Source organism: Mesorhizobium sp. DxT (assembly GCF_058448885.1).
The window spans coordinates 268010-284578 of sequence record NZ_JBZFLJ010000005.1 but is presented as its reverse complement, the minus strand read 5'-3'; the positions used below and the strand labels follow the sequence as shown (position 1 = coordinate 284578).

The window sequence follows — 16569 nt, the reverse complement described above, 5'->3', positions numbered from 1 at the left end:
CAACGAAAACTGTGGAGATGTCGCCGAGCGGGCGGCCGGCGGGGCGAATCCGCGAGGGCGTTCGGATAGTGTGCCGCGACATCGATTTCAGGTTTAGGACGAGCGCAGGAGAGCGTCATGGCGGGTAGCGTCAACAAGGTCATTCTGGTGGGTAATCTGGGCGCCGATCCGGAAATCCGCCGGCTCAATTCCGGCGACCCGGTCGTCAACCTTCGCATCGCCACCTCCGAGACATGGCGCGACAAGCAGTCCGGCGAGCGGCGCGAGAAGACCGAGTGGCACAACGTCGTCATCTTCAACGACAACCTTGCCAAGGTCGCCGAGCAGTACCTGAAGAAGGGCGCTAAGGTCTATCTCGAAGGCCAGCTCCAGACCCGCAAATGGCAGGACCAGCAGGGACAGGACCGCTACACGACCGAGGTTGTGCTGCAGAAGTTCCGCGGCGAGCTGCAGATGCTCGATACACGCGGCGAGGGCGGCGGCGGCCAGGTCGGCTACGATCGCGGCGGCTCCCAGGGCGGCGGGCGCGGCTCCGATTTCGGCCAGTCCGGACCAGGCGATCAGGGTCGCGGCGGCGGTGGCGGTGGCGGCGGATACTCGCGCGACCTGGACGACGAGATCCCTTTCTAAGGCTCTCCCATGTGCCTTCTGTGCAGCGAGGCCGCAGCGGCGGATCAGGGCATTGCCCTGACCGAGCGGCCCGCGCACCGGCTTTGCGGCCTTCATTGGCAGGGCACCTACGGGGAAGCGGCGCGAGGGGCGATCCATTCCGTCATACGGGATGTACAGGCCTTCGCCGCGCGACGTGAAAGCGGGTGGCGCAGCCCGATCGTCGGGCTGTCGTGGAACGACCGGCCGGACGGTTTCCGCTACTTCGTCGGCATTGCGATGGATGATGCAGGCGAACTGCCTGAGGGTTTCGGATCGCTTGTTCTGCCTGAAATGACGCTGGCGAGTTCCTGGCATGGAGTCGGCGACGGCGAGGTGGTTGCGCATTATGTGCGGATGATCGACTGGCTGCAGGCCGGGAGTCTTTCCTGGGACAAGCGTCACTTTCACCACCGGGAAGAATACCCGCACGATGTGGACCTGACGAAACCGCCAGCGCTGCGGCTGCTCATTCCGGTCTCGCCTGCCTGAACCGGCACGGCTTAACCCGCTTTCCAGCCAAATAGGTTCGTTGGGCGCTGCGAGATTGCGGCCGGGAAAACCTGGGGCGAAACGGCCGGGCTGCGTTCGGTGACAGAGCCGCAGCACGTGCCCAGCCGGGACGCTGATTGCAGCGTCCGCCGGCAGGCTCAGTAAAGAAATGTCTCTTCCGTTCGGACAAAGTGACCGTGCTGCCGCGTCATTCGGCTGAGCTTGCCACAGTCTTGGCAGCTTCGCGCGCTTCGTTCCGCGGCGGGGTTCCGTAACCCGACCGGAGAGTCGGTGCTGCGAGGGTCTTTTCCCGTCCGCACGGACCAAGAAGAGGAATTGAAACATGAGTTTGAACAGGATCTTGCTGTCGGGCCTTTCCGCGCTCGCTATCGTCACCGGCACTGTGCTTGGCGCTGCCAACGCCCAGGATGCCGCGCCGCAAACACCACCGCCGGCGGAAGCCGCGCCGCAGCCAGAAGCGCCTGCCGCCGCCGCACCTGCGATGGACGAGACGAAGCTGAAATCCTTCGCCGTCGCCTTTCTCGAAGTGACCAAGGTCACCGAGAGCTACAAGCCGCAGATCGAGGCTGCCGGCACCACAGAAGATCAGCAGCGCCTTCAGCAGGAGGCGGGTGAAAAGATGGTCGAGGCGGTCAACAACGCCGACGGCATTTCGGTCGAGGAGTACAACACGATCATCCAGGCGGCACAGACCAATCCCGACCTGGCGCAGCAGATCAACGGCCACATCACCGAAGCGGCCGGAGCCCAGCAGCCGGCCCAATAAACGCCGGGGCAGAGTCGTCCCGGCTGTTCTCCTTGCGGCCGGGACGGCGACTTCGGGCCTTTCGCCCGACTTTCGTCAGGACAGTCGATACGTTCCACTTTGCAGGGCGACTGTCACGCTCCGAAGCAGCGCTTCCCTATCGAGGTCTCTCGTGTCGAGCACGTGTTTCTCAAGGGCATCGAGCGTGGACAACTGGCGATGCAGAGCCGTGATGGGTTCTGGATCGGCCAGGGTGTTACCTCCGCGCTCCCGGCAGCGCGCGATCGCGGTTTCAAGCGGTGGACGAAGAACGACATAGTGTGTGGGAAGCCCGGCCGTTCTGAAGGCATCAAGAAACCACGGGCCGATAATACCGTCTACGATGACGAAAAAGCCTCCCCTGGCGTAGCCGGCTGCGGCGTTCGCCAGCACATCAAGCACGACCCGGTTTTGGCGCTCGGCTTCGGCGAGATAGGGCTGGATCATGCCGTGCCTTATGAAATGCCAGAAATCGTCGGAATGCAGATGTACCTTTGCCGATCCACCCAAAGCGGCCAAGGCTGCGGCTGTTGTGGTTTTCCCTGCGCCAGGCGTGCCGGTCAGTATCAGAATTTCACCGCTGTGATCGACCATTCGCGATCGTCTCCCGTGTCATGCGAATTGGCCGTTGTCCGTATGGCCGCGTGACAACCCGAACTGTGTGCCTCGCCAACCACCGATGGGGCGCATGGCGGCGGCAGCGGGCGCTAGGCTGCTATCAACGCCTTGATGCCGTCGGCGACGAACTGGACGGCCAGCGCCGCGAGGATGACGCCCAGAAGTCGTGTCAGGATCGAGCGGCCGGTCTCGCCCAGGAAGCCGTCGACCCGCTCTGCCGCGACAAATGTCAGCCAGGTCAGCGCGATACAGGCGGCGATGATCGCTACCAGCATCATGTGCCCTGCGGCGCCTGCGAAAGTTCCCGACAACAGAACGGTTGCCGAGATGGCGCCGGGGCCGGCGATCAGCGGGATTGCCAGCGGGAAGGCAGCGATGTTGCGGATGTGGTCCTTCGTGACTGCCGTATCGGCGCTCTTTTCCTTCCGCTCCTGCCTGCGCTCGAAGATCATCTCGAAGGCGATGTAGAACAGCAGCAGGCCGCCTGCGACGCGGAAGGCGGGCAGCGTGATGCCGAAGACCGACAGGATCGCGGCACCCGCAAGCGCGAACAGCGCCAGGACCCCGAAGCCGATGACCGACGAGCGGATCGCCACCTGCTGGCGCTCTGAGCGATTCATACCGCCTGTCAGCGCCAGGAACAGCGGCGCAAGCCCCGGCGGGTCGATCGTCACCAGGATCGTGACGAAGGCGTTGAAGATGTGGTCGAGGCTCGGCATCGGTGAAATCCCCCGGCGTCGTCGGTGACCTTGCCCGTTGTCGGGCAGGGTGTGCCGGAGGCTATACGGTTGAAGGATTGTCCGCCAGCAGCGGCGTTTCGGGGCGAACCACCGAAACCGGTGAGCGCGGATGCAGAAGCAGCGCGAGCTGCAATATCGAAACCGGAATCGTCGCGACCACCATCACGCCAATGGCGGTTGGCGTCCATGCAGGGTCGGTCAACGGGGGGAGGTGAAACAGAGCCACCGGCCCCCAATCGTCATCGATGCCGACGAACTGAAGCGCCACCATGTTGTTGCCCCAATGTGCGCCGCTGGCCGCTGCGATCCGGCCCGTGCGGATCACGAGGATCATCATGGCGATCGCGAAGATGGCAATGGAAGCCACGATGCTCGCATTCTTCCAGAGCGGAAGGTCGTGTCGCCAGTGAATTACGGCGAAGAGCAGGGTTGGCAGGCCGAACCAGATCCAGCTTGCCAAGCCTCGTGACGCCAGTATCTGCGGGAAATAGCCGCGAAAAACGGCTTCCTCCGCCGAGGCCTGAATCAGGATGATGGCGGCGAAGGGCAGGAAAAACAGGAGCCAGCTCTCCAGGGCGATTTCCGCCCGCACGGGTATCGGCCCTATCGGCAAGGTGGCAAAACCCGCGGCAAGTGGGATGAAGAGGCCGACCAGAAGGCCGCACGTCAGGTCTCGCCGTCCGGCCCAGCCATCGTGCCCTACGACCGTGGCAAGGCGCCGACGATGGAAAAGTCTTAGGACGATCCACAGGCTGATCCACATCCAGCCGACTGAAAGGAGCGTTGCAGCAAGCCCCAGAGGCGTGGCCAACGCAGCGTCGAAGGCTTCCGGTGTCCGCCACACCTCGGACGGGGCTATCGCGACGAAGAATACGGCGCCAGCCAGCACGTACATCACCGCCAGTGTCACGAACGCCAGGAAAAACCGCAGCCAGCTATTCGCGCCGTGGCGGGCAAGATCAACGTATCTTTCGAAGAAAACGGTTCGCATCCCGATGCCTTTCCGAGGAATGTTGGCAACGCTAGCAGGGCGTACGCGCTGCATCCAGCGGTTGTGTTTGTGCCACGAATCGGCCGGCGGCGGGACTGTCTTCAAGGTCGATTTTTGCGGCGATGCGGCTAATTACGCGATGCGGGATGGCGCGGCAATTCGCTTCACCTCGCATCTAGTTGAAAATGCTTGATAAAACGGCGTTGGAAAACGGCGCTCCGCGTTGGAATCGCCGGCACGCTTCCTATATAAGGGGACAGTGATTCCCAACATGATCGTGACTGCAATTGACTGACCAGACCACGCCGCGCGGCCCGGGCGAACTGCCCGAAGGTATCGAACCCATCTCCATCATCGAGGAGATGCAGCGCTCCTATCTCGATTATGCGATGAGCGTGATCGTGAGCCGCGCGTTGCCCGACGTGCGGGACGGCCTGAAGCCCGTGCATCGGCGCATTCTCTACGCCTCGCATGAGAGCGGCTATCACTGGAACCGCAAATATGTGAAGTCGGCGCGCCCCGTTGCCGACGTGATGGGTAAATACCACCCGCACGGCGATGCCTCGATCTATGACGCCCTGGTGCGCATGGCGCAGGAATGGTCGATGCGCGTGCGGCTCATCGACGGGCAGGGCAATTTCGGCTCGATCGACGGCGACCCGCCGGCTGCGATGCGTTACACCGAGGCGCGCCTGACCAAGGTGGCCGAGGAACTGCTGGAGGACATCGACAAGGAAACCGTCGATTTCCAGGACACCTACGATTCATCCGGCAGCGAGCCGAAGGTCCTGCCGGCGCGGTTCCCGAACCTGCTGGTCAACGGCTCCGGCGGCATCGCCGTCGGCATGGCGACCAACATTCCGCCCCACAACCTTTCCGAGCTTGTCGACGGTTGCGTCGCCCTGATCGAGAACCCGGCCATCGAGCTGCCAGAGCTGATGGAGATCATTCCCGGCCCCGATTTCCCGACCGGCGGCATCGTTTTGGGACGCGCGGGCATCTACAACGCCTATTCGACCGGGCGCGGCTCCATCGTGATGCGCGGCCGCGTGCATGTCGAGGAAATCCGCAACGAGCGCGAGGCAATCGTCGTCACCGAGATTCCGTATCAGGTGAACAAGGCCTCGATGATCGAGAAGATGGCCGAACTGGTGCGCGACAAGCGCATCGAGGGCATCTCCGACATTCGCGACGAGAGCGACCGGCAGGGCTATCGCGTCGTCGTGGAGCTGAAGCGCGACGCCAATGCCGACGTGATCCTGAACCAGCTTTATCGCTATACGCCGCTGCAGACCTCGTTCGGCGCCAACATGGTGGCGCTGAACGGCGGCAAGCCGGAAGTGATGACGCTGCTCGACATGCTGCGCGCGTTCGTGTCCTTCCGCGAGGAGGTCATCAGCCGGCGTACCAAGTACCTTCTGAAGAAGGCGCGCGAGCGGGCGCATGTGCTCGTTGGCCTGGCAATCGCGGTCGCCAATATCGACGAGGTGATCCGCCTGATACGGCATGCGCCCGATCCGCAGACGGCGCGCGAGCAGTTGATGGAGCGGCGCTGGCCGGCGGCCGACGTCGAGGCGCTGATCCTGCTGATCGACGATCCGCGCCATCGCATCAACGAGGACGGCACCTACAACCTTTCCGAAGAGCAGGCGCGCGCGATCCTCGAGCTGCGCCTGCAGCGCCTGACAGCTCTAGGCCGCGACGAAATCGCCGACGAGCTGAACACCATCGGCGCCGAGATTTCCGACTATCTGGAGATCCTGTCGTCGCGCGCGCGTATCCAGCAAATCGTCAAGGACGAGCTCATCTCGGTGCGAGACGAGTTCGGCACGCCGCGCCGCACGGAGCTGACCGATGGCGGCGCCGACATGGACGACGAGGACCTGATCCAGCGCGAGGACATGGTCGTCACCGTCACCCATGAAGGCTACATCAAGCGGGTGCCGCTCTCGATCTACCGGGCGCAGGCGCGGGGCGGCAAGGGCCGCTCGGGCATGTCGACCAAGGACGAGGATTTCGTGACAAGGCTGTTCGTGGCCAACACGCACACGCCGATCCTGTTCTTCTCCTCGCGCGGCATCGTCTACAAGGAAAAGGTCTGGCGCCTGCCGATCGGCACGCCGCAGTCGCGCGGCAAGTTCCTGCGCAACATGCTGCCGCTGGAAGAAGGCGACCGCATCACTGCGATCCTGCCGCTTCCGGACGAGGAGGAGTGGGGCAAGCTCGACGTGATGTTCGCCACCACGCGCGGCACGGTGCGCCGCAACAAGCTGTCCGACTTCGCCGACGTGAAGCGCAACGGCAAGATCGCCATGAAGTTCGACGAGGAGGGCGATGCGATCCTCGCCGTCGAGACCTGCACGGACAATGACGACGTACTGCTCACCGCCTCGAGTGGCCAATGCATACGGTTCCCCGTGTCGGCCGTTCGCGTCTTCGCGGGACGCTCCTCGCAAGGCGTCAGGGGTATTTCGATGGGGGCGGGCGACCGCGCCATCTCCATGACCATTCTCGAGCATGTCGATGCCTCGGCAGGCGAACGTTCCGCCTATCTCAAGCGCTCCGTGGCGGAACGCCGCGCGGCGCTGGTTGGCGAAAACGGCGAAGGAGAGGATGAGGTCGCGCTGACCAATGAAGAGATCGTCGAAGACGCAGACCTGAGCGAAGAGCGCTACGCGTTCCTCAAGGAACACGAGCAGTTCGTGCTGACCGTCACCGAATACGGCTACGGCAAACGCTCATCGTCCTACGATTTCAGGGTTATCGGGCGTGGCGGCAAGGGTATTCGCGCGACGGATGTGTCCAAGGCGGCGGAAATCGGCAGCCTGATCGCCGCATTCCCCGTGGAGGACGGCGACCAGATCATGCTGGTGTCGGATGGAGGTCAGGTGATCCGCGTGCCGGTGCACAACATCCGCTTCGCCAGCCGCACCGCTAAGGGCGTCACAATCTTCAATACCGCGGAAGGCGAGAAGGTTGTGTCGGTCGAGAGAATCTCGGAACCGGAAGCCGAGGCTGAAGACGCGCTGGCTGAAGCGGTGGAGGCGGAAGCGGACGGCGCACAGGGAACGCCGCCCGCCCCACTGGAGGAATAGGGATCAGAAACGGTTACGAACGGTGCGACGGCGAGATTCGAGGCGCACAGTCTGCGCTTCGTTATGCAGTCCGAAGGCCGTTGCGATCAGCATGGCCAGGGTCATGGCGGCTGCGAGCATGAAGATCATCATCATCGTATCTCCTTCTTGCCTCAACAACGAGTGAAGCTCGAATTGGTTTCATTTCGGTGCCTTTCTTGAAGGATGACGTTTGAACCGAGCCTGATCCGACCGTTCATCTACCGTTCATGAAAGCAACATGCGCCGCTCAATTGCCTTTGTCCGTTTCGACCGCTAGAAGCGCTGCCATGACGACGCGCATCGCCTTTTACGCGGGCTCCTTCGATCCGCTGACCAACGGCCACCTGGACGTGCTGAAAGGCGCGCTCACCATCGCTGACGAGATCATCGTCGGCATTGGCGTGCAGGCCTCCAAGCAGCCTCTGTTCTCATTCGAAGAGCGCGTGACGCTTATCGAGGCATGGGCAAAGGAGGAGCTGGGCGAGGGCGCCTCGCGGCTGCGCATCGTCTCGTTTTCGGGCCTGCTGGTCGATGCGGCGCGCAACGAGGGCGCGTCGATCCTGATCCGCGGCCTGCGCGACGGCACCGATCTCGACTACGAGATGCAGATGGCCGGCATGAACGAGACGATGGCCCCGGAACTGCAGACGATCTTTCTGCCTGCAAGCCCCTCCGTGCGCACCATTACCGCCACACTTGTCCGCCAGATAGCGTCGATGGGCGGCGACATCAGGCCGTTCGTTCCGGCCGTGGTCGCGACCGCGCTGGATGCCAAGTTCAAATCCTGAAACAGGAGTCGTTCATGCAATTTCTGAGGGTCGCCTCGTCGCTGATTCTTGCCGCCGGCGTGCTTGCCGGCTCCGCAGCCCTGGCTGCCGAGCCCGAGAACACGATGATCATCGAGCTCAAGGACGGCGAGGTGGTGATTGCGCTGCGCCCCGACCTTGCGCCCAAGCATGTCGAGCAGATCAAGGCGCTGGTGCGTGCCGGTGAATACAACAATGTCGCGTTCCACCGCGTCATCGAGGGCTTCATGGCGCAGACCGGCGATGTCCAGTACGGCGACATGGAAGATGGCTACAACAGCCAGCTCGCCGGCACCGGAGGCTCGTCCATGGGCAATATCCCGGCCGAGTTCTCCAACGAGGATTATACGCGCGGAACCGTCGGCATGGCGCGTGCGCAGAGCCCCGACTCCGCCAATTCGCAGTTCTTCATCATGTTCGCCCCGGCACCATCGCTCAACGGCGGCTACACGATCGTCGGCAATGTCGAGAGCGGCATGGAATTCGTCGACAACATCAAGCGCGGCAACGCGGCCCAGAATGGTGTCGTAACCGACCCGGACCGTATGGTTTCGGTTCGCATCGCGGCCGACTAGTTTGGATTCGGGTGAGGGCGGCCTGCAAATGGCGGCTTTCTGCGCTTCCGGTGCTCACGTACCTTAAGTACGCTGCGCTCCGGTTCTCGAAATCCACCATTTTCGACTCGCCCTGACCCGAACCAGGTGGGCGCAAAGCTAGAGAAGATCAGGAAGGAAGCCAGATGGCCGAGATCAAGGACCCCGAAAACACGATCGTCATGGAAACCACGAAGGGTAAGGTGGTGATCGAGCTGCTGCCCGATCTGGCGCCGAACCATGTTGCGCGCATCAAGGAACTGGCGCGCGAGAACTTCTATGACGGCATCGTGTTCCACCGCGTCATCGACGGCTTCATGGCGCAGACCGGCGACCCGACGGGCACCGGCATGGGCGGGTCGGACAAGCCGGACCTTAAGGCGGAATTTTCCAACATGAGCCACGTGCGCGGCACGTGCTCGATGGCGCGTTCGCAGAACCCGAATTCGGCCAACTCCCAGTTCTTCATCTGCTTCGATGATGCTCCGTGGCTGAACAAGCAGTATTCGGTGTGGGGTCAGGTGATCGAAGGCATGGATGCGATCGACCAGATCAAGAAGGGCGAGCCCGTTCGCGACCCCGACTCGATCGTCACCATGCGCGTCGCCGCCGACGTCTGATTCCTCGACGCGACACGACGGAGAGCGCCGTGCGCGTCGACCTTTTCGATTTCGAGCTGCCGGACGAGCGGATCGCGCTGCGTCCGGCCGAGCCGCGCGATGCGGCAAGGCTGCTGCTCGTGCGCCCGGGCCAACCGCCGGAAGATCGCATCGTAAGCGAGCTGCCCGGATTGCTGCGGCCGGGCGACGCCCTGGTCTTCAACGACACCAAGGTCATACCCGCACAGCTCACGGGGTTGCGTCGGCGCGACGACGCGGTCGCGCAGATCGACGCCACCTTGCACATGCGGGTCGACGAAAACCGCTGGAAGGCGTTCGCGCGCCCTGCCAAGCGCCTCGTCGTTGGCGACCGCATCCGCTTCGGCCATCAGAACAATCTCTGCCTGCTCGGCTCGCTTGACGCGACCGTGGCCGAGAAGGGCGAGGCCGGCGAAGTCACGCTCGAATTCGACCTGACCGGTCCTGCGCTGGACGATGCCTTGCGCGAGGTCGGCCACATACCGCTGCCGCCCTATATTGCCGGCAAGCGCGCCGAGGACGAGCGCGACCACACCGACTACCAGACGATCTACGCGCGCGAGGAAGGCGCGGTCGCAGCACCCACGGCGGGACTGCATTTCACGCCCGGCCTTTTCGAAGCGCTGGAGCAGGCCGGCATAGAGCGCCATTTCGTGACGCTGCATGTTGGGGCGGGGACGTTCCTGCCGGTGAAGGCCGACGATACCGACGACCATCGCATGCATGCCGAGATCGGCGAGATGAGCGCGGAGACGGCAGCGGCGCTCAATGCCGTGCGAGCCCGGGGAGGCCGGATCGTCGCGGTTGGAACCACATCCCTGCGCCTGCTGGAAAGTGCTGCGACCGATGACCAACCGTTTCGGCAATGGCGCGGCGCTACCGAGATATTCATCACGCCCGGCTATCGCTTCCGCACAGCCGACATCCTGATGACCAATTTTCACCTGCCGCGCTCGACGCTGTTCATGCTGGTTTCTGCCTTCAGCGGGCTGGAGACGATGCACGCGGCCTATACCCACGCCATCGCGCAGAACTACCGGTTCTACTCCTACGGCGATACGAGCCTGCTTTTCAGGGACGAACAGGAATGATTGCGCAGACTGGCGCCCTACGTTGCCCCCCTCTGTCCTGCCGGACATCCGGAAAGTGGAACTCGCGGGCGGCGTTACCCCCACCCCTTACCCCTCCCCACAAGGGGGAGGGGGACGCTGAAGACCCTATGCCTCGCGGGATGTTGCGCTTTGCTGCGCGTACGTTGATGTCTCCCTCCCCCTTGTGGGGAGGGGTGAGGGGTGGGGGTAATTCCAGGCTAATCCTTCCGTTGGTGTTCATCCGATGACCGAAAGCTTTTCCTTCCGCCTTCTCGCCACTGACGGCGCGGCGCGGCGCGGTGAGGTGACCATGCCGCGTGGCGTGATCCGCACGCCGGCCTTCATGCCGGTGGGCACCGGCGGCACGGTCAAGGCCATGTATATGGACCAGGTGAGGGGCGTGGGGGCCGACATCATTCTCGGCAACACCTACCATCTGATGTTGCGGCCCGGCGCCGAACGCGTGGCGCGGCTGGGCGGTCTGCACGAGTTCGCGCGCTGGCCCTGGCCGATCCTGACCGATTCCGGCGGGTTTCAGGTCATGTCTCTGTCGAAGCTGCGCAAGCTGAACGAGACCGGTGTCACGTTCCGCTCGCATATCGATGGAGCGCCTTACGAGCTGACGCCGGAACGCTCGATCGAGATACAGGGGCTGCTCGATTCCGACATCCAGATGCAGCTCGACGAATGCGTGGCGCTTCCGGCTTCCGAACAGGAGATCGAGCGCGGCATGGAGCTGTCGTTGCGCTGGGCCGAACGCTGCAAGACCGCCTTCGGCGACCAGCCGGCGCGGGCGATGTTCGGCATCGTGCAGGGCGGCGACGTGCCGGCTTTGCGCGAACGCTCCGCGCTCGCACTGAAGGGGATGGACCTGAAGGGGTATGCGGTCGGCGGGCTCGCGGTGGGTGAGCCGCAGGACGTGATGCTCGACATGCTTGGCGTGACGTGCCCGTTGCTGCCGGCCAACAAGCCGCGCTACCTGATGGGCGTCGGCACACCCGACGACATTCTCAAGTCGGTTGCGCGGGGCATCGACATGTTCGACTGCGTGATGCCGACGCGCGCCGGACGCCACGGCCTCGCCTATACGAGGCGCGGCAAGGTGAACCTGCGCAATGCGCGCCACGCTGACGATCCGCGACCGCTCGACGAGGAAAGCGATTGCCCGGCAGCGACCGACTACTCGCGCGCCTACCTGCACCATCTGGTGAAATCGGGCGAGGCGCTCGGCGCAATGCTTCTGACGTGGAACAACCTCGCCTATTACCAGCGCCTGATGGCCGACATTCGCGCCGCGATCGAGGCCGGCGCCTTCGCGGACCGCGCTGCGGACATCTCCGAAGGCTGGGCCAAGGGCGACCTGCCGGCTCTCTAGAAACGGTTCAGGTGCTGGGCAGGTTTGCCGCGCGCAGGCTGACCGACACGATGCGGTAGACGCCGTCGTCCTGCAGGTCCAGCACGTAGAGCGCCTCGTAATCCTTGCCGTCGGGACCAAGCACGAACACGCTCTGCGCGACGCGCCCGGGCGCCAGCGCCTCGAACTTGCCGAAGGCGTAGTTGCGCGGGCGATGCACCGGGGCATAGCCGTTGCGCACCATCGCCATGAAGCTGTCCGGCGTCGGGAACATCTGCCTGATGTTGGGGCCGGCATAGGCGTAAGCCGACTGGTCGTCGCCACCCAGGAACGCCTTCAACTGCCCTTCAATCGTCTGCCGCGCAGCACTTGCGGCGGTGTCGTCAGCCAACGCGATCGGGGCGGACCCGATCACCATGAGCACGACGAGACAGAGACGATGTATCGTTTTCATGACCTCCTCCATTGCCATCGACGGCCGGAATCCGGCGGTCAATGGAAGATACGCACGTAAAGCGTCGGCGGTTTCATCCTGCGCGCAATAGCGGCTGCACGGCAAGCCGGCATTGGCCGGCGCCGACTGCCGGTTTGTTGGGCATCGGCCCAAATCGGTGCCGACGTGACGATCAAATGACGGTTTCCCCTTGATTTTACGATCGCGGCTCTTTGTTATGGAGGGCAGAGGAGTATGCGCTTGGTTGCATTTGATGAAATGCGCCCGCACGGAGACGGGCTGAGACAACCCTATGCTGGCTATGACGGCTGGCTGCAAACGCAAGACCCCGCCCGCCTAACCGAAAAGATGCAGGATGCCGAGCGTGTCTTCAGGCGCACCGGCATCACCTTCGCCGTGTACGGCCAGGAGGAGGCGGCCGAACGCCTCATTCCCTTCGACATCGTGCCGCGCATCATTTCGGGCGCGGAGTGGCGCCGGCTCACGCAGGGTATCGAGCAGCGCGTTCAGGCGCTGAACGCATTTCTGGACGACATCTACCATCGCCAGGAGATCCTGCGCGCCGGGCGCATCCCGCGCGAGCTGATTTCGGCGAACGAGGCGTTTCTGCCCGAGATGATAGGGGTGCGGCCGCCAGCAGGCGTCTATACCCACATCATCGGCGTCGACATCGTGCGCACCGGTGAAAACGAGTTCTTCGTGCTGGAAGACAATGCGCGCACGCCCTCCGGCGTCTCCTACATGATCGAGAACCGGGAGACGATGATGCAGCTCTTTCCGGAGCTGTTCCAGACGGTGAAGGTGCGGCCGGTCGAAAACTACCCGCAGCTTCTGCGACAGTCGCTTTCGGCGGTTGCGCCGCGCAGCGCGGAAGGTTCGCCCACGGTCGCGGTGCTGACCCCCGGCAGCTACAACTCGGCCTATTTCGAGCATGCGTTCCTGGCCGACCAGATGGGTGTCGAGCTTGTCGAGGGACACGATCTGAGGGTCGTCGACGGTCATGTCGCGATGCGCACGACGCAGGGCTACAAGCGCATCGACGTGCTCTACCGCCGCGTCGACGACGACTATCTCGACCCGCTGACGTTCCGGCCGGATTCGGCGCTGGGCGTGCCGGGCATCATGGACGTTTTCCGCGCCGGCAACATCACCATCGCCAACGCGCCGGGCACTGGCATCGCCGACGACAAGGCGATCTATTCCTACATGCCGGAGATCGTGGAGTTCTATACGGGCCGCAAGGCGATCCTCGGCAACATCCCGACCTGGCGCTGCTCCGAGGCCGACAGCCTGAAATACGTGCTCGAACATCTGGACGAGCTGGTCGTGAAGGAGGTTCACGGCTCCGGCGGCTACGGCATGCTGGTCGGCCCGGCCGCGTCGAAGGCGGAGCGCGAAACCTTCGCGGCCAAGCTCAAGGCCAAGCCTTCCAACTACATCGCGCAACCGACGCTGGCGCTCTCGACCTGCCCGATCCTGACCGAGAAGGGGCTGGCACCCCGCCATGTCGACCTGCGGCCCTTCGTCCTGGTCTCCGACCGCATCCGCATCGTGCCCGGCGGGCTCACGCGGGTGGCGTTGAAGGAAGGGTCGCTGGTGGTGAATTCGTCGCAGGGTGGCGGGACGAAGGATACGTGGGTTCTCGATGACTAGGAACGGGGAGGGAGCCTGACAGTGCTGCTCGGTCGCACCGCAAACGGCCTCTACTGGATGACGCGCTATATCGAGCGGGTCGAGAACATGGCGCGCATCGTCGACGCCGGGCTGCGGCTGGCGCTGACACGCACCGACTCTTCGGCCGACGAGTGGGCGTCGGTCGTGATGAGCGCTGGCGCCGACCAGGCGTTTCGGGAGCGTCACGGCGAATATACCGCAGATACCGTCTCCGACTTCCTGCTGCGGGACGTGACCAACCCGTCGAGCGTGCTCTCGTCCATCGAGACGGCGCGCACCAATGCGCGCATGGTGCGTACCGCACTGACGCGGGAAACCTGGGAAAGCATCAACGAAGCGTGGATGACATGCCGGCGCATGCTGGCTGCACCGATCGACCAGCGCGAACTGCCCAAGATCCTCGACGCCATCAAGCGTGAGACGGCGCTGATCCGCGGCGCCTTCCACGGCACGATGCTGCGCAACGAGATCTTCGACTTCGCCCAGCTCGGCATCTATGTCGAGCGGGCCGACAACACTGCCCGCATCCTCGACGTCAAATATTACGTGCTGCTGCCGTCGATTTCGTGGGTCGGCTCGTCGCTGGACAACTATCAGTGGGAATCGATCCTGCGTTCGGTCTCGGCGCACCGGTCCTATCGCTGGGTCTATGAAGCCGACTACAAGGCGACAAACATCGCCGACTTCCTCATCCTCAACCGACGCATGCCACGCTCGCTCGCCTATTGCTACCATATGATCGCGGAGAGCCTTGATTTCCTTGCCGAAGACTATGGCCAACAGCATGACTGCCATGGCACGCTCGCAGGCATCAGGGCGAAGCTCAAGCCCGGCAGCATCGCATCGATCTTCGACGGCGGGCTGCATGAATTCCTGAGTGACTTCATTATTAGCAACAACAGGCTGGGCAACGAGGTTGCCGAGAATTACCGGTTCTTCTGATGCCGCTGAAGATTTCCCATCGCACGGTTTATTCCTACGACGCGCCCGTGCCCTATGCGTTGCAGCGCGTGCGGCTGCAGCCCCTCAGCGGCTCCACGCAGACGGTCGTGTCATGGACGGTAGAGGTCGAAGGCGCGAACGAGGAGGTGCGCTTCCACGACCAGTTCGGCAACGACACGCGCCTGCTCAGCGTTTCCGGCGAAGCGCAGGCGATCGAGATCACGGCGAGCGGGGAGGTGGAGGTGCGCGACACGGCCGGTGTCACCGGCCCCCATACCGGCTTCGCGCCCTTGTGGCTATTCGAGCGCCCGACCTCGCTGACGACGGCCGGTCCGCTAATCGGGGAGATCGCTCGCAGCATCGAGGGCGGAGACGATCTCAGCCGGATGCACGCGCTGTCCGGCGCGATCCGCGAGAGGGTCGCCTATACGGTCGGCGCAACCGATGCGGCGACCAGCGCCGAGGATGCGGTCATGCAGGGCGAGGGCGTCTGCCAGGATCACTCGCATATATTCCTGGCAGCGGCGCGCAGCCTCGGCTTTCCGGCCCGATATGTGAGCGGATACCTGCGGCTCGACGATACCGTGGAGCAGGTTGCGACCCACGCCTGGGCGGAAGCGCATCTGCCGGGGCTCGGCTGGGTCGGCTTCGACATTTCCAACGGCATCGCGCCCGATGGGCGATATGTGCGACTTGCGACCGGACGCGACTACCGCGACGCGATGCCGGTTTCGGGCATAAGGCTGGGCCAGGCGCAGGAACGGCTTGAAGTTCACATCACTGTCGAGCAGTAATCAGGTTTGCTGAAACTCCGAAGTGCCTGATTCATGACCTATTGCGTAGGCCTCAAGATCGACCGCGGTCTCGTCTTCATGTCGGACACGCGCACCAATGCCGGGGTCGACTCGATCTCGACCTTCCGCAAGATGTACACGTGGGAGACACCGGGCGAACGGGTGCTGGTACTGCTCGCGGCCGGAAACCTGGCCACCACGCAGGCGGTTGTGAGCCTGCTCGACGAGCGCTCCAAGGCGCCGGAGGACCGGGAACCGTCGATCCTCAAGACGCCGTCGATGTACCAGACCGCGCGGCTGATCGGCGATACGGTGAAGGAGGTGATCTCCAGTTCCGCCCCGGTCGGCCAGAGTGCCGACGCGTTCGGCGCATCCTTCATTCTGGGCGGGCAGATCAAGGGGACCGAGCCGCGGCTTTTCATGGTCTATCCGGAAGGCAACTTCATAGAGGTGAGCGACGACACGCCGTTCTTCCAGATCGGCGAGACGAAATACGGCAAGCCGATCCTCGTGCGCGCCTATGATCCGTCTATGACGTTTGCAGAAACCGTCAAACTGCTGATGGTATCCTTCGATTCAACCGTGAAGTCGAACCTGTCGGTGGGCCTGCCGCTCGATCTTCTATTCTACGAGCGTGACACTTTCGAAGTGACCTACAGAAAGCGCATCGGCTCCGACGACGCTTATTATCGGGAGATTTCCGATGGTTGGTCGGATGCTCTGAAATCGGCCTTCAAGAGCTTGCCCGATTTCAAGCCGTAAGCCGACCTGATCGGAATAAAAAGGGCCCGCTTGGCGGGCCCTTTTGTTTAT

General features: G+C 63.4%; 18 protein-coding genes. 13 read left to right on the top strand and 5 right to left on the bottom strand.

Features of this window, described 5'->3' with window-relative positions:
- The first annotated feature begins 117 nt into the window (after positions 1-117).
- The 3 genes from ACVJNE_RS12220 (at position 118) to ACVJNE_RS12210 (ending at position 1927) form a co-directional block, all read left to right on the top strand.
- Positions 118-630: a single-stranded DNA-binding protein gene (locus ACVJNE_RS12220; protein ID WP_368802883.1), complete on the top strand. Its 513-nt coding sequence runs from the start codon at positions 118-120 to the stop codon at positions 628-630.
- A 9-nt stretch (positions 631-639) separates the two neighbouring features.
- A complete protein-coding gene (locus ACVJNE_RS12215) occupies positions 640-1140 on the top strand; it encodes a GyrI-like domain-containing protein (RefSeq protein WP_499565887.1) in 501 nt (166 codons plus the stop codon).
- Between the two features lie 343 nt (positions 1141-1483).
- Entirely contained in the window at positions 1484-1927 is a 444-nt protein-coding gene (locus ACVJNE_RS12210; protein ID WP_368802885.1) for a DUF4168 domain-containing protein, read from the top strand.
- Between the two features lie 75 nt (positions 1928-2002).
- Here ACVJNE_RS12210 and ACVJNE_RS12205 read toward each other — a convergent pair whose 3' ends face one another.
- The 3 genes from ACVJNE_RS12205 to ACVJNE_RS12195 all read right to left on the bottom strand — a co-directional run bounded on the left by ACVJNE_RS12205 (position 2003) and on the right by ACVJNE_RS12195 (position 4294).
- Positions 2003-2539 (bottom strand): AAA family ATPase, encoded by a 537-nt coding sequence (locus ACVJNE_RS12205; protein WP_499565885.1) that lies wholly within the window; start codon positions 2537-2539, stop codon positions 2003-2005.
- A gap of 113 nt (positions 2540-2652) precedes the next feature.
- Positions 2653-3282 (bottom strand): MarC family protein, encoded by a 630-nt coding sequence (locus ACVJNE_RS12200; protein ID WP_421929831.1) that lies wholly within the window; start codon positions 3280-3282, stop codon positions 2653-2655.
- Between the two features lie 61 nt (positions 3283-3343).
- Positions 3344-4294, bottom strand: coding sequence for a CPBP family intramembrane glutamic endopeptidase (locus tag ACVJNE_RS12195; RefSeq protein ID WP_499565883.1), 951 nt, complete (start codon positions 4292-4294; stop codon positions 3344-3346).
- A gap of 287 nt (positions 4295-4581) precedes the next feature.
- Between ACVJNE_RS12195 and gyrA the strand changes: the two genes are divergently transcribed.
- Complete coding sequence (gyrA, locus tag ACVJNE_RS12190) at positions 4582-7389, top strand: DNA gyrase subunit A (RefSeq protein WP_499565881.1); 2808 nt, start codon at positions 4582-4584, stop codon at positions 7387-7389.
- Positions 7390-7392: 3 nt separating this feature from the next.
- On the opposite strand, the gene ACVJNE_RS12185 is transcribed toward gyrA, so the two are convergent.
- The gene (locus ACVJNE_RS12185) at positions 7393-7524 is read right to left on the bottom strand and encodes a hypothetical protein (protein WP_280515710.1); all 132 of its coding nucleotides are present in this window, start codon (positions 7522-7524) and stop codon (positions 7393-7395) included.
- A 173-nt stretch (positions 7525-7697) separates the two neighbouring features.
- Between ACVJNE_RS12185 and coaD the strand changes: the two genes are divergently transcribed.
- The 5 genes from coaD (at position 7698) to tgt (ending at position 11913) form a co-directional block, all read left to right on the top strand.
- Entirely contained in the window at positions 7698-8198 is a 501-nt protein-coding gene (gene coaD, locus ACVJNE_RS12180; RefSeq protein WP_173191071.1) for a pantetheine-phosphate adenylyltransferase, read from the top strand.
- Positions 8199-8212: 14 nt separating this feature from the next.
- Complete coding sequence (locus ACVJNE_RS12175) at positions 8213-8791, top strand: peptidylprolyl isomerase (RefSeq protein ID WP_368802891.1); 579 nt, start codon at positions 8213-8215, stop codon at positions 8789-8791.
- Positions 8792-8955: 164 nt separating this feature from the next.
- Positions 8956-9429, top strand: coding sequence for a peptidylprolyl isomerase (locus ACVJNE_RS12170; protein WP_499565879.1), 474 nt, complete (start codon positions 8956-8958; stop codon positions 9427-9429).
- A gap of 29 nt (positions 9430-9458) precedes the next feature.
- Positions 9459-10538 (top strand): tRNA preQ1(34) S-adenosylmethionine ribosyltransferase-isomerase QueA, encoded by a 1080-nt coding sequence (gene queA, locus ACVJNE_RS12165; RefSeq protein WP_499565877.1) that lies wholly within the window; start codon positions 9459-9461, stop codon positions 10536-10538.
- A gap of 244 nt (positions 10539-10782) precedes the next feature.
- A complete protein-coding gene (gene tgt, locus ACVJNE_RS12160; protein ID WP_499565875.1) occupies positions 10783-11913 on the top strand; it encodes a tRNA guanosine(34) transglycosylase Tgt in 1131 nt (376 codons plus the stop codon).
- 7 nt (positions 11914-11920) lie between these two features.
- Here the strand turns inward: tgt and ACVJNE_RS12155 are convergent, their stop codons facing one another.
- Positions 11921-12346 carry a DUF4864 domain-containing protein gene (locus ACVJNE_RS12155; RefSeq protein ID WP_499565873.1) on the bottom strand — a complete coding sequence of 142 codons (426 nt, stop codon included), beginning with the start codon at positions 12344-12346 and terminating at the stop codon, positions 11921-11923.
- Positions 12347-12586: 240 nt separating this feature from the next.
- Here ACVJNE_RS12155 and ACVJNE_RS12150 point away from each other — a divergent pair, with 240 nt between their 5' ends.
- Genes ACVJNE_RS12150 through ACVJNE_RS12135 form a run of 4 tightly spaced genes read left to right on the top strand, consistent with a single transcriptional unit; the run spans position 12587 to position 16518 of the window.
- On the top strand, positions 12587-13999 hold the full coding sequence (locus ACVJNE_RS12150) for a circularly permuted type 2 ATP-grasp protein (RefSeq protein ID WP_499565871.1): 1413 nt from the start codon (positions 12587-12589) through the stop codon (positions 13997-13999).
- A 21-nt stretch (positions 14000-14020) separates the two neighbouring features.
- A complete protein-coding gene (locus tag ACVJNE_RS12145; RefSeq protein ID WP_173191083.1) occupies positions 14021-14962 on the top strand; it encodes an alpha-E domain-containing protein in 942 nt (313 codons plus the stop codon).
- Positions 14962-15756 carry a transglutaminase family protein gene (locus ACVJNE_RS12140; protein ID WP_499565869.1) on the top strand — a complete coding sequence of 265 codons (795 nt, stop codon included), beginning with the start codon at positions 14962-14964 and terminating at the stop codon, positions 15754-15756. The genes ACVJNE_RS12145 and ACVJNE_RS12140 overlap by 1 nt, the downstream gene beginning before the upstream one ends.
- Positions 15757-15789: 33 nt before the next feature.
- The gene (locus tag ACVJNE_RS12135) at positions 15790-16518 is read left to right on the top strand and encodes a proteasome-type protease (RefSeq protein ID WP_499565867.1); all 729 of its coding nucleotides are present in this window, start codon (positions 15790-15792) and stop codon (positions 16516-16518) included.
- Positions 16519-16569: the final 51 nt, after the last annotated feature.

Bases quoted from the DNA above. Each gene is read 5' to 3' on its own strand.
- ACVJNE_RS12220 (WP_368802883.1), top strand. From the start codon at position 118: ATGGCGGGTAGCGTCAACAAGGTCATTCTGGTGGGTAATCTGGGCGCC.
- ACVJNE_RS12215 (WP_499565887.1), top strand. From the start codon at position 640: ATGTGCCTTCTGTGCAGCGAGGCCGCAGCGGCGGATCAGGGCATTGCC.
- ACVJNE_RS12210 (WP_368802885.1), top strand. From the start codon at position 1,484: ATGAGTTTGAACAGGATCTTGCTGTCGGGCCTTTCCGCGCTCGCTATC.
- ACVJNE_RS12205 (WP_499565885.1), bottom strand. From the start codon at position 2,539: ATGGTCGATCACAGCGGTGAAATTCTGATACTGACCGGCACGCCTGGC.
- ACVJNE_RS12200 (WP_421929831.1), bottom strand. From the start codon at position 3,282: ATGCCGAGCCTCGACCACATCTTCAACGCCTTCGTCACGATCCTGGTG.
- ACVJNE_RS12195 (WP_499565883.1), bottom strand. From the start codon at position 4,294: ATGCGAACCGTTTTCTTCGAAAGATACGTTGATCTTGCCCGCCACGGC.
- ACVJNE_RS12185 (WP_280515710.1), bottom strand. From the start codon at position 7,524: ATGATGATGATCTTCATGCTCGCAGCCGCCATGACCCTGGCCATGCTG.
- coaD (WP_173191071.1), top strand. From the start codon at position 7,698: ATGACGACGCGCATCGCCTTTTACGCGGGCTCCTTCGATCCGCTGACC.
- ACVJNE_RS12175 (WP_368802891.1), top strand. From the start codon at position 8,213: ATGCAATTTCTGAGGGTCGCCTCGTCGCTGATTCTTGCCGCCGGCGTG.
- ACVJNE_RS12170 (WP_499565879.1), top strand. From the start codon at position 8,956: ATGGCCGAGATCAAGGACCCCGAAAACACGATCGTCATGGAAACCACG.
- tgt (WP_499565875.1), top strand. From the start codon at position 10,783: ATGACCGAAAGCTTTTCCTTCCGCCTTCTCGCCACTGACGGCGCGGCG.
- ACVJNE_RS12155 (WP_499565873.1), bottom strand. From the start codon at position 12,346: ATGAAAACGATACATCGTCTCTGTCTCGTCGTGCTCATGGTGATCGGG.
- ACVJNE_RS12140 (WP_499565869.1), top strand. From the start codon at position 14,962: ATGCCGCTGAAGATTTCCCATCGCACGGTTTATTCCTACGACGCGCCC.
- ACVJNE_RS12135 (WP_499565867.1), top strand. From the start codon at position 15,790: ATGACCTATTGCGTAGGCCTCAAGATCGACCGCGGTCTCGTCTTCATG.